We start from the raw sequence: 12,988 nt of genomic DNA, 5'->3' as shown, positions 1-12,988 counted from the left end.
AGAAATTATGTCTTTAGAAAAAAAATATCCTAGAATTCTGGGGCAATACACAAGCAATAAAGCCGGACCGCTTCTTTTTATAACCGGTGGCGTTCACGGCAATGAGCCCAGTGGCGTTCAAGCGCTGCAAAAAGTCTTTGCTCAATTAAAAAAGGAGCAACCTGAGATCAAAGGTACCGTTGTAGGAGTTTCCGGGAATCATAAAGCGCTGCAAGAAAATGTACGCTACATTGACGAAGACCTCAACCGAACTTGGACAGAAAAAAATATAGCTAGCAAAAAACAAGACTCGCACGAGAAAAAAGAGATGTTTTCTATTATCGAAGTGTTAGAACAGTTTCCGAAAACTGATTTTGAGAAGCGCTATTTTCTGGATTGTCACACGACCTCATCTGCTAGCAAACCGTATATCTCAGTGCAAGAAGTACAAGACAATGATGCTTGGGCGCACCGGTTTCCACCTTATATAATCCGTGGGTTTTCAGATATCGTTTATGGATGTATCGATCATTATCTAAGCCGAATTGGCGTTACCGGTTTTGTCTTTGAAGGCGGTCAACATACAAGCCCAGATGCAGTAAAACATCACGAAGGAATGATCTGGCTTGCGTTATCTAAAGCTTGTGATTTAGATCTAAACACTTTAGAAAAATACCCTGAAGCTGCAACGTATATGGAAGCTATGCGTGCTGAACAGAAGACCTTTGAGATCGAATACCGTCACGAGATCAAAGACGGTGATTCGTTTAAAATGGAACCGGGTTACGAAAACTTTCAACCTATTAAAAAAGGAGAACTGTTAGCCACACACAACGGCTCTGAAGTTAGAAGTGAATGGGACGCTTTTATTTTTATGCCGCTGTATCAAGATCAGGGCAATGACGGCTTTTTTGTAGTGCGCGAAGTGTAATGCTTATTGGATAAGCCCTAATTCCCGAGCGTGCTCTGCTGCGGTTTGACTGTCTTTCACCAAAAGCGCAGGCGTTAGTTCAAAACGTTCTAGAAGTCCGCGTACGCGGAAAACACGCTTTTCGTGATTCACACTACGCAAGTAAATGGCTTTAATACGCTCAGGAAATTCTTCAGCGATCTCGATATAAATATCGGCGTCGTGCTCTCCACTATCTCCAATAAGCACAAATTGCAAATCTGGATAAGTGTTTAAAATATTTCGGATTTCTCTCTGTTTATGAGGTTTTTCGGGTTTTGGGGTTCGGTCAAAAGGCGTTCTAAAATCCCGTAACAAAATGGCTCCTTTAGGAAAATTGTTATGCTTAATGAACGCTTGCAAGTAATGATATAAATTCCACGGACTATTACTCACATAAAACATAGGATTAGAAGCATTGCCCGACTTTCCTAAATGCAGTTGCTTGTAAAAAGACGCCGCTCCTTTAAATGGGGTGCGTTTGCCCACACCGGTAAACAACGTATTAAAAATAACGCGCCATTTTAAAAGTGACGTTACTCCGGTTTTTAAAATGGTATCGTCGATATCGCTGATGACGCCAAATTCCGCTTTGCGAGAAGGGATCAACATCTGCCCCGGAAACCTGTTGTTGTTTTTAATCAGTCGTTTTTGATTTTCATCATCATATGCCAATTCTAGCTGCAACCAACCTTGCTCGTTCGTCAGGTCTTGCAAATCTTTAACCGCTTTATCAAATTTAAAATAGCCCTCAGCATTAGTTTCTACATAGAAAACGCGGTCATCCGGCAGTTTGATCTTCAGCTTTGCAAAGGGTAACTCATCACTTCTAAACTGTTTATACGCATTTTTAAATGCGTTGGCCAGGCCGGTCTTATCCAGATTGACGCCCTCATCTTCTAAGGCTCTACCCAGCAAATACAAATGCTCGTTAGTGCCATAGGTTTGATACCCGTGAATTTGCAAGGGATCTTGGGGGTGTAGTTTAAGTTTTTGTAGAACATCCTTCAGCATATCTTTAAATTAGAAAATCCCGATGAGGTCATCGGGATTTAAAATGATAAAGTTGTCTTAAGGATTCGTTATTCTTTTTCTTCAAATTTTATCTCCTTTACAACATGCTTTTCTGATGCACTATGTGATTTAGTATTGTACTCTGCTATTTGTTTCTTCAGCTCTTCTTCACTGCCCTGAAGTCGTTTTTCGGTAACCTGAAGTTTCCCGTCTATGGTTTTTGTTTCCGTAATTAAAGCGCTGTACAACCCGTTTGATTCTTGTTGCATTTGCACCTCGACCTTAACTTCCTGATTGGTTGCCAAACCTTCTGAATGCCCACCGAGAATCGGGGCGATCACAAGACCTACAAGACAGGTAAGTTTGATCAAAATATTCATAGAAGGCCCTGAAGTATCTTTAAAAGGATCTCCTACAGTATCCCCGGTAACCGCTGCTTTGTGCGCGTCGCTCCCCTTGTATTCTACTTTTCCGTTAATCTCAACTCCTGCTTCAAAAGACTTTTTAGCGTTGTCCCAAGCACCACCGGCATTATTCTGAAAAATCGCCCACATCACACCTGAAACACAAACCCCAGCCATATAGCCTCCAAGAGGTTCTGCCCCAAAAATAAGACCGATAATTATAGGAACGATAATCGTGATCAGTCCGGGAAGAATCATCTCGCGCAAGGCCGCTTGTGTAGAAATTGCGACACACTTGCCGTATTCAGGTTTGCCGGTTCCTTCTAAAATTCCGGGAATTTCTTTAAACTGACGACGGACTTCCTGCACCATTTGCATCGCTGCTTTACCTACAGATTGCATCGCTAACGCTGAAAAAATAACAGGGATCATTCCACCTACAAAAAGCGCAGCCAACACATCAGCTTTAAAAATATTGATTCCGTCGATTCCTGTAAAAGTTACATAAGCCGCAAAAAGCGCTAAAGCCGTCAATGCTGCTGAAGCAATCGCAAAACCTTTACCAACAGCTGCGGTAGTATTCCCCACCGAATCTAAAATATCAGTACGTTCACGCACATGGTCTTCCAGTTCGCTCATTTCGGCAACACCTCCTGCATTATCTGCGATGGGACCAAAAGCGTCTATCGCCAGCTGCATCGCTGTCGTTGCCATCATTGCTGAAGCTGCGAGCGCAACTCCATAAAAGCCGGCTAGCTCATACGAACCATAAATCGCCGCAGCGAATAAAATCACTGATAAAAATGTAGATTTCATTCCGACTGCGAGTCCTGCGATGATATTTGTCGCAGCACCGGTTGAAGAATTCTTAACTATATCAAGCACCGGACCTTTACCTAAACTCGTATAGTGGGCGGTAACCACAGAAATTAGCGCTCCCACCGCAAGGCCAATACAAGCGGACCAAAACACATTTAAAGATGGAATGTCTTTATACCCTTCACCAAAGAATTGCATCGACATCGTTTCAGGTAACATCCAATCGATTAAAAAGTAACTAGCGATTAAGGTTAGCACAATCGCTACCCAATTCCCCATATCTAATGCCTTTTGCACCTGTGATTCTTTGGCCTCGTTATTTTTAATACTCACCAAAAACGTCCCGATGATCGAAGCTAAAATCCCAACTCCCGCAATTACTACAGGTAGTAAAATGGGACCCATATTATTAAACGCATCAGTAAATAGAGCTCCTTGTGACATATCCTGCACGAGATAGTTACCCAATACCATAGCGGCCAAAACAGTAGCCACATAACTCCCAAAAAGGTCTGCACCCATACCGGCAACATCCCCTACGTTATCCCCAACATTATCTGCAATGGTAGCGGGATTTCGCGGATCATCTTCCGGGATACCCGCCTCAACTTTCCCAACAAGGTCTGCTCCTACATCTGCTGCTTTCGTATAAATACCACCACCCACACGCGCGAATAGCGCTATAGATTCGGCACCTAGAGAGAAGCCTGCGAGTGTCTCAAGAACGATGGTCATTTCGTTATAAAAATTTCCACCTTCGGTTAGAAAACTTCCCATCAAGAATAGAAAGATCAAACTCAGTCCTAAAACTGCGAGCCCAGCAACTCCAAGCCCCATTACGGTACCTCCACCAAAACTTACTTTTAGTGCGTTAGGTAAACTGGTTTTTGCAGCTTCGGCAGTACGTGCGTTAGCATCTGTTGCGATACGCATTCCTATATTTCCGGCTAATGCAGAAAAGAACGCCCCGATGATAAAGGCAGGTACAATCAACCAACTTGTCGTAGCTACAACGTTTGAGATAATATATAAAAGAACAGAAGCGATCACCACAAATACCAGAAGCAAGCGGTATTCTGCGGCTAAAAATGCCAGTGCACCTTCTTTAATACTTTTTGAAATGCTTTGCATTTTGTCATTTCCGGCAGGTTGTTTTTTTACCCAAGCCATTTTAATAAACATAAAAAGCAAGCCTAATACTGCCAGAACTATTGGCACATAAATAATGTTTGATTCCATAAAAAGTGAATTTATTAAGTCGAACTTATGTAGTGAAATTGATACTACTACATTGATTGCCTTAAATTACAGAAAATAAATCATAAAAAAAGACCGCATATTTGCGGTCTTTTAAAAATTGAAGCGTTTTACTGCTTACTCTATACTTACTTCCTCTTTTGGAACATCGCTATCTGCGTAACGATCGATGCATTGCTTGATGATTTCTTTAGCTTCATTTACATCACCGAAACCTCCTACATCAACTTTCTTTTTTTCAAGGTCTTTGTAAACTTGAAAGAAATGCCCAATCTCTTTGATCAAGTGTGGGTTTAACTCACTAAGATCTGAAATTCTGCTTGCGATAGGATCACTTACCGGCACGCAAATGATTTTCTCATCAGGACCTTTCTCATCGGTCATGTGGAAAACACCAATAGGCTTTACTTCCATAACGCAACCCGGAAAGGTAGGTTCTGTAACCAATACCAAAACATCAAGTGGGTCACCGTCAAGCGCTAGAGTTTCAGGAATGAATCCGTAGTCTGCAGGATACATCATTGAAGAAAAAATCATACGATCGTAGCGTATTTTCTTCAGCTTAAAATCGTACTCATACTTATTACGGCTCCCTTTTGGGATTTCAATTAAAACATCAAATGTCGAAATACTATCTGCTGTCATATTAGTTCTGGCTTTATAGTGTCTATTGTTTTTTAACCTAAATAGGGTGGCAAAAATACTCTAAATGTCAAGCTACCACAAGAAAAACCATTGAAAAGAAGCAACCTACAAAACTTATAACGTTTTCGTCTTTGATTCTTGAAATGAATTTAGATTTTGATTGTAAAATCCTTAGAATGAAAATTCTAAAGCTCCGGTAACCCCAAAACTTCTAGCGTCTGGCGTATCTAGGTAATTCCCTCTAAAGTTAAAATCAATACGCAGCACTTTTAAAATATTACCTACCCCAAAGCTATACTCGTAGTAAGGCTCATCATTGGGCGCTATATATTCAATATTTGATGCATTGATCAGCTGGTTTTCATCAGAAATAGAACCCCAAGCACCGCGGAAGCCAATAATCTCTCTAAGATTCAGCTTTCTCAAAAACGGAATACGGCCAAAAATTCGACCTCCAAAGTTATGCTCTAAATGTAGCGTGGCGTAGGTATCGGTCACAAACTCATAATAGTTCAACTGCGGAAACGTGCCATAAATAGAAAATAAATTCTGATTTCCCGGTACTACACTAAGCAAGCCCAGCGGCACTTCGCCAAAGGTTTTACCTGCTTCAATGGTAGAGCTAAACGTACCCAAACCTCCCATACGCCAAGGTTGGCGATACGACACCTGAAGCTTTTCGTAATCAAAATCACTATTTACAAGGCCCTTAACTCCTTTGGTGTATCCAAAATAAATGGTAGGAAACCATTCATTTGTAACTGTACGTTCTACTCCATATCCTGAAGTATGCTTACCCGGCTCAAAAATACCACTAAGTACAATCTCTGCTTGTTTAACGTCTGATCTTACTTCGGTTTGCGTAAAATCTGTATAATAATCTAGGTTGAATGTAGGCGATGCCGACTCTAAAGTGCGGTATGAAAGATCTCCTCTGATCTTTAAGTTCTTTAAAAATTCGGCTTCAATAGCAAAATTAGCCAGTTTAATGCTCGTGAGTTGGTCATTGTTCCCCACAGTAACTAAGGAAGATGAAGCAAGGTTTCGTCCCAGAACATCCGTTGAAGTGGTTAAACTCGCTGCGATTTGCTCAACGTCTTGACGGTAGCCTCCCGAGACAATCAAACGCGCTTTATGATCTAAAAGCACTTTACCCGAAAGCCCAAACTTGAATTTCTTATCTCTAAACCCATAGGCTCCAAAACCTTCTAATCGCCAGGGATCATTCTGATCAAAATAGGTACGTGCACCGCCTCGTAAACGCAAACCTTCAACATCATTAAAACCAAATGCAGAGAACAATGGACCGATATCAAGATTGGCCTTATCCCACTCATAATACCCGCTTACCATCGCCGAACTTACACTATAAAAAGCTTGGAATTTGGGCACTTTTTGAAGCGAATCGAGCATTACATAGACGCCTTTCTCATCTTTGCTTAAAGGCTCCATCCGGTTTTCATCCCAGAAGGTATCGGGTTGCGTGTACACCGATTCATCGTAACGCGTAACGCGCTCGTCGTAGAAGTCTTCTTCTTTGGGCTTATCAAAAACGTAGTTGTCGTAAAGCGTGGTTCGCTTTCCATAAACTCCGCGGCTTCCTTCTTTTTTCCGCAAAGCGAAATCTGATAAAAAGTAATCTCGGGTAATTAAGAAAACAGAATCATTAAGCACATCATATTCCTGCTCGATATAGATCTCCTTGACCCAGTTGATATTCGCGCTTTTGTTGACCTGCAGGTTAATTTCCTTGATCGCCCAAGTGGTATCATTCACCCAAAAATCACCTTTAAAAGTGAGTTCGTTAGAACGTCGGGGATAATAAATAATGTTGTAGCACCATTTATCTTTTATGTACGAACTGTCAGCAAGCACATAATTATAGGTGTCAATACCCGTGGTAGACAACGGACTCACAAAGCTTTTATCAAAAAACTTCAGGTAATTGTCATATATATTAAACTCATTATACAACTCCTGAATAAATGCAATTAAGGTTTGATTAGTACTGAAACCACTGTTGCGGTTTCCTTTTAATTCTTCTTTTTCCTTATCTAAAATATTATCCCCAAAAACCTCACTACTTCGTTCATTGATAAAAATGGGCAAGTAGGTTTTTCCGGTAATTCGGGAAGTATCCATCTGGTCAAAGATGAATTCCATTTTATTAAAGATCTTGCTATTGATCAGCGAACTATCAATTGTATTTAAGTCAAACTCAACCTTCTCGTATTTGTCATACGCATATTGATCAAACTGATTCAATCCATTAGAGCGTTTGTTGGCCCAAATCTTCCGCAGAATATCTATGGCGGGATTATTCTTCTTAGGCTGCTTTCCGCTATACACCACGACTTCGCTGAGACTTTCGGTTTCTTCTTCTAAAGTGATCTCCAGATTATAGTTTACGCGCTGCGGAAGCGACACCTCTTTAGCCCGAAAGCCTATAAAAGTTACTTTTAAAGCATCATAAGTATTATCTGATTGTAAATAAAACCTTCCGTCCTCATTGGTGATCGTACCTTCAGAAGAACCCGCAAACACTACATTGGCAAACGGCACAGGATTACCGGCACTGTCAAATACCAAACCTCCGGCCTTGGTTTGGCCCAGAAGTAAAACAGGTATAAATAAAAAGAGAAGTAGGTTTAAGGATTGCCTCATATAATAGGTAACGGTCTAGGGGAGTTTTTCTAACTCAAAAACTATTGAATTAGTATATTTTAAAGACGAACGAACACCGTATTTGTCGCAAATAAAATGACTACTAACAAAAAAGCTTCATTAGCCAATACATATTGACCAATGAAGCTTCAAAGATAGTAGTATCTAGTTATCTGTATAGTACTTTTTTAACAGCTTTAACAACATCATTGCTGTTAGGTATCCACTCTTTTAAAAGAACAGGTGAATACGGTGCTGGTGTATCTGCAGTGTTTATTTTTACAATAGGTGCATCTAGATAGTCAAAAGCTTTTTCCTGAACTTGGAAGGTAATCTCAGTAGATACATTTCCAAAAGGCCAAGCTTCTTCAAGAATCACCAATCTGTTTGTTTTCTTTACAGACTCGATAACCGTATTAATATCTAAAGGTCTCACGGTACGCAAGTCAATGATCTCGCAAGAAATACCATCCTTCTCTAATTCTTCGGCGGCAGCGTAAGCTTCTTTAATGATCTTACCAAAAGAAACAATAGTTACATCGCTTCCTTCGCGCTTCACATCAGCAACACCAATTGGAATTAAGTATTCTCCTTCTGGCACTTCGCCTTTATCACCATACATCTGCTCGCTTTCCATAAAAATAACCGGATCGTCATCGCGAATAGCCGACTTTAATAAGCCTTTTGCATCAGCTGGGTTAGAAGGTACAATTACCTTAAGCCCGGGAGTATTTGCAAACCAGCTCTCAAAAGCCTGAGAGTGCGTTGCTCCTAGCTGTCCTGCAGAAGCAGTAGGCCCTCTAAACACAATTGGACAATTAAATTGACCTCCAGACATCTGACGGATCTTTGCCGCGTTATTTATAATCTGATCTATACCTACTAACGAGAAGTTGAAGGTCATATATTCTACAATAGGACGGTTACCGTTCATTGCACTACCAATGGCGATCCCGGCGAAACCTAATTCTGAAATTGGAGTATCGATTACACGATCTGGACCAAACTCATCAAGCATTCCTTTAGATGCTTTGTAAGCTCCATTATATTCTGCAACCTCTTCCCCCATAAGATAAATGGCCTCATCACGGCGCATTTCTTCACTCATGGCTTCACAAACCGCTTCCCTAAATTGTATTGTTTTCATAAATAAAAGTGGATGTACGTGTACTGTTAAATCAAGTAAAAACCCCAATTTTGTGGGGACAGCAAAAATAGGAATTAAATCTTCCCTAAGAAATCGGATTTAACTAAATTTTGTTATGCACGCATAGCAAATTTCCGATTTTAATGCTTATTTTCGTAACGAAAACGAAATAGTTCACAAGATAAAAGTTTGATATATGAAAATATTAGTGTGCATCAGTCACGTACCTGATACGACTTCTAAGATTAATTTTACCGAAAATGACACCAAATTTGATACAAACGGTGTTCAATTTGTGATTAACCCAAATGATGAATTTGGTCTTACCCGCGCCATGTGGTTTAAAGAAAAACAAGGCGCTACTGTAGATATTATTAATGTAGGTGGCCCGGAAACTGAACCTACCTTAAGAAAAGCGCTTGCCATAGGAGCAGACACCGCGATTAGAATCAATACCGAAGCACTTGATGGATTTCAGGTGGCTAAAGAATTAAGTGCTGTTGCTAAAGAAGGTAATTACGACTTGATTATTGCCGGCCGCGAGTCTATTGACTACAATGGCGGTATGGTTCCCGGAATGTTGGCGAGTTTACTCGGTGCAAGTTTTGTAAATACATGTATCGGTCTCGAAGTTGACGGTGATACCGCAACTGCTGTTCGTGAGATTGACGGTGGTAAAGAAACCGTAACTGCAAAATTACCTCTAGTTGTAGGTGGGCAAAAAGGAATTGTTGAAGAAAGTGATTTACGCATCCCAAATATGCGTGGTATTATGATGGCGCGAAAAAAACCTCTTGAGGTTAAAGAACCACAAGGTGCTTCAACCGAGACCTCAGCTGTTTCTTTTGAAAAACCGGCTCCTAAAGGAGATGTAAAACTTATCTCACCAGATAATTTAGACGAACTCATAGATCTTTTGCACAACGAAGCAAAAGCCATCTAAAAGTTCTTTTAAGTCACATTTAATTCTTTCGCTTGCGCGAAAAAATCAAAAGCAAAAAATATGTCAGTTTTAGTATATACAGAATCAGAAGAAGGAAAATTTAAAAAGACAGCATACGAGGTCGTTAGTTACGCCCGCGGCATCGCAGATATGATGAGTACCACGGTAACCGCTGTTGCCGTTAATGCTGAAGAAACAGCCTCATTAGGCACTTATGGTGCAGATAAGGTAGTTCACATAAAAAGTGATAAACTAAGTAAGTTTACAGCTAATGCGTATGCTGCCGCAGTAACCGAAATCGCTAAAAACGAAGGTTCAAAAGTGGTGGTTTTAAGCAGCAGTGCAAATGCTAAATATTTAGCTCCACTACTCGCAGTAGATCTTGAAGCCGGTTATGCCTCAAATGTTGTGGCCTTACCAGAAAGTGCTTCCCCTTTTAAAGTAAAGCGTACCGCTTTTACAAACAAAGCCTTCAATCACACCGAAATCAGTACAGATGTAAAAATCATAGGCTTATCTAAAAACAGTTTTGGTCTTAAAGAAGCGCAAAAAGATGCTACGGAAACGTCTTTTGACCCTAGCCTTGATGATTCGCAGTTTAAAGTTGAAGTGCAGTCGGTTGATAAAGTAAAAGACAAAGTTACCATAGCTGATGCTGAAATCGTAGTAAGTGGAGGCCGCGGACTCAAAGGACCTGAAAACTGGGGAATGATCGAAGAAATGGCAGATATTCTAGGCGCAGCAACTGCGTGCTCTAAACCAGTTTCTGATATGGGCTGGAGACCGCATAGCGAACACGTAGGTCAAACCGGTAAGCCTGTTGCTTCTAATTTATATATCGCTGTTGGAATTTCAGGAGCGATCCAGCATCTTGCGGGGATCAACGCCTCTAAGACTAAAGTAGTCATCAACACAGACCCGGAAGCGCCCTTTTTTAAAGCCGCAGATTACGGTATTGTAGGAGATGCTTTTGAGGTTGTTCCTAAGCTAAACGAAAAATTAAAAGAGTTTAAGGCGAATAACTCTTAAATTTAGTATTTTCGAGCGCTCAAAGGGCTGTTTAAATTTGGATATCTGTCCTCATTTAAACAGCCTTTTTATATTTTTACAGCTTATGAGTTTAGTGCGTTTGAATATTAAGGGAATATCGTATAGCCAGACACAAAATGGCGCATACGCTTTAATACTTAGTGAAGTTGATGGTGACCGCAAGCTACCTATTGTTATAGGCGCTTTTGAAGCACAATCTATTGCTATTGCTCTTGAAAAAGAGATCAAGCCTCCGCGGCCACTTACCCACGACCTTTTTAAAAATTTTGCAGACCGTTTTGATATTCAGGTTAAACAGGTGATCATTCATAAACTGGTTGATGGTGTTTTTTACAGCAGTATCATTTGCGAGCGTGACAGTATTGAAGAGATCATTGATGCGCGTACCAGTGACGCCATTTCGCTAGCGCTTCGGTTTAACGCTCCTATTTTTACCTATAAAAATATTCTTGATAAAGCCGGCATTTATTTAAAAGGTACTGATCACGATGTTTCTAAAGAAGCAGAAGATGATGTTCTTGTAGACCAGCTGGTTGTTGAAGAGGAGGAAGAAAAACCTTCCGCTGCTTCTAACGATTATAAAAAATTATCTCTGAGCGAATTGAATTCTCTTCTAGAACAAGCTGTTGCCGCTGAAGACTATGAGGCTGCTGCAAAAATCAGAGACGAAATATCTAAACGCAATTAATTTATAGATGCGAAAACTACTTCTACTCCTACTCGTTAGTGTCATTTCTACCCTATCATCTGTAGCGCAAAGTGCCCAAGAAATTCTTCCGGTAGCTGAGAGCAAAGTAATTATACCCAACGCCGGATTTTCTTTTGACAGTCTATGGCGCGGAGTTTTAGGGATGATCTGCCTGCTGGTCATCGCTTATCTTTTTAGCACAAACCGTAAAGCAATCAATTGGAAAACTATCGGGATTGGTTTAGGAGCGCAACTCTTATTAGCAATAGGCGTATTAAAAGTTCCCTTTGTTCAAAAATCTTTTGAATTTGTAGGAAAGATCTTTGTAAAAATCCTTGATTTCACTGCTGCCGGAAGCGAATTTCTTTTAGGCGGAATGATGGATACCGAAAGTTATGGATTCATCTTTATCTTTCAGGTGTTACCCACCATCATCTTCTTTTCGGCGTTGACTTCAGTTTTGTATTACTTAGGAATCGTACAAGTTGTAGTTAAAGGAATGGCGTGGGTTCTTACAAAATTATTAGGCATTTCAGGAGCCGAAAGCTTATCGGTCGCCGGTAATATTTTCCTCGGGCAAACCGAAGCACCACTAATGATCAAAGCGTATCTTGAACGTATGACGCGTTCTGAGATCCTATTGGTTATGGTGGGCGGTATGGCCACTGTTGCCGGCGGAGTACTGGCAGCTTACATAGGGTTTTTGGGTGGTGATGACCCGGCCTTACGTTTAGAATTTGCACGACATTTATTAGCCGCATCGGTTATGGCAGCGCCCGGCGCTATTGTGATCTCAAAACTTTTGTATCCGCAGCAGATGCCTGTAGATCCTAATGTAGAAGTGTCTTCAGATAAAATTGGCTCTAATATTCTTGACGCCATCGCAACCGGAACGACCGAAGGTTTAAAGCTAGCGGCCAACGTAGGTGCAATGCTTTTAGTTTTTGTTGCCTTTATAGCTATGATCAATTGGGGCTTCGGAAAGATCGGTGAAGTAACCTCGTTAAACGACTTTCTAGCCGCTAATACTCCATACACCTCTTTTTCTCTTGAGTCTGTTTTAGGAACCATTTTTGCCCCATTAATGTGGCTAATTGGTGTCGCTTCAGAAGACATTATGCTTATGGGACAATTGCTAGGGATTAAATTGGCTGCAAGCGAATTTGTAGGTTACATTCAATTAGCCGAACTCAAAAATCCGGTAAATGGGTTAAGTTTTACCTATCAGAAATCGGTCATCATGGCAACCTATCTATTGTGTGGTTTTGCCAATTTTGCTTCGATAGGAATCCAGATTGGCGGAATAGGATCACTTGCGCCTGGTCAACGTAAAACACTCTCTGAATTTGGATTAAAAGCAGTATTAGGAGGAACTTTAGCCTCACTACTTTCTTCAACTATAGCCGGAATGATTATTGGGTAAAACCTA

10 protein-coding genes are annotated in these 12,988 nt (G+C 40.7%); 5 read left to right on the top strand and 5 right to left on the bottom strand.

The window, feature by feature from the left end; translation table 11 throughout:
- Positions 1–7 precede the first annotated feature (7 nt).
- Positions 8–910, top strand: a complete 903-nt coding sequence (locus BUA96_RS06890) for a M14 family metallopeptidase (protein WP_072981601.1) — start codon at positions 8–10, stop codon at positions 908–910.
- A gap of 3 nt (positions 911–913) precedes the next feature.
- Here the strand turns inward: BUA96_RS06890 and BUA96_RS06885 are convergent, their stop codons facing one another.
- The 5 genes from BUA96_RS06885 to BUA96_RS06865 all read right to left on the bottom strand — a co-directional run bounded on the left by BUA96_RS06885 (position 914) and on the right by BUA96_RS06865 (position 8,878).
- On the bottom strand, positions 914–1,942 hold the full coding sequence (locus tag BUA96_RS06885; RefSeq protein ID WP_072981599.1) for an App1 family protein: 1,029 nt from the start codon (positions 1,940–1,942) through the stop codon (positions 914–916).
- Between the two features lie 68 nt (positions 1,943–2,010).
- Complete coding sequence (locus tag BUA96_RS06880; RefSeq protein ID WP_072981597.1) at positions 2,011–4,404, bottom strand: sodium-translocating pyrophosphatase; 2,394 nt, start codon at positions 4,402–4,404, stop codon at positions 2,011–2,013.
- Between the two features lie 135 nt (positions 4,405–4,539).
- Positions 4,540–5,067, bottom strand: a complete 528-nt coding sequence (locus BUA96_RS06875) for an inorganic diphosphatase (protein WP_072981595.1) — start codon at positions 5,065–5,067, stop codon at positions 4,540–4,542.
- Between the two features lie 171 nt (positions 5,068–5,238).
- Positions 5,239–7,731, bottom strand: a complete 2,493-nt coding sequence (locus BUA96_RS06870) for a DUF5686 family protein (RefSeq protein WP_072981593.1) — start codon at positions 7,729–7,731, stop codon at positions 5,239–5,241.
- Between the two features lie 169 nt (positions 7,732–7,900).
- Entirely contained in the window at positions 7,901–8,878 is a 978-nt protein-coding gene (locus tag BUA96_RS06865) for a pyruvate dehydrogenase complex E1 component subunit beta (RefSeq protein WP_072981591.1), read from the bottom strand.
- A 196-nt stretch (positions 8,879–9,074) separates the two neighbouring features.
- On the opposite strand from BUA96_RS06865, the gene BUA96_RS06860 reads away from it, so the two are divergent.
- From BUA96_RS06860 to BUA96_RS06845, 4 genes are all read left to right on the top strand, one after another.
- On the top strand, positions 9,075–9,821 hold the full coding sequence (locus BUA96_RS06860) for an electron transfer flavoprotein subunit beta/FixA family protein (RefSeq protein ID WP_072981589.1): 747 nt from the start codon (positions 9,075–9,077) through the stop codon (positions 9,819–9,821).
- Positions 9,822–9,881: 60 nt separating this feature from the next.
- Positions 9,882–10,850, top strand: a complete 969-nt coding sequence (locus BUA96_RS06855; RefSeq protein WP_072981587.1) for an electron transfer flavoprotein subunit alpha/FixB family protein — start codon at positions 9,882–9,884, stop codon at positions 10,848–10,850.
- Between the two features lie 85 nt (positions 10,851–10,935).
- Positions 10,936–11,559, top strand: coding sequence for a bifunctional nuclease family protein (locus tag BUA96_RS06850; RefSeq protein ID WP_072981585.1), 624 nt, complete (start codon positions 10,936–10,938; stop codon positions 11,557–11,559).
- 7 nt (positions 11,560–11,566) lie between these two features.
- Positions 11,567–12,982, top strand: a complete 1,416-nt coding sequence (locus tag BUA96_RS06845) for a NupC/NupG family nucleoside CNT transporter (protein WP_072981583.1) — start codon at positions 11,567–11,569, stop codon at positions 12,980–12,982.
- Positions 12,983–12,988: the final 6 nt, after the last annotated feature.

Origin of the sequence: Leeuwenhoekiella palythoae, from assembly GCF_900130045.1 — a bacterium.
Taxonomy (GTDB): Bacteria; Bacteroidota; Bacteroidia; order Flavobacteriales; family Flavobacteriaceae; genus Leeuwenhoekiella; species Leeuwenhoekiella palythoae.
The sequence above is the reverse complement of the archived record's forward strand: the minus strand, read 5'-3'. Positions and strand labels throughout refer to the sequence as shown.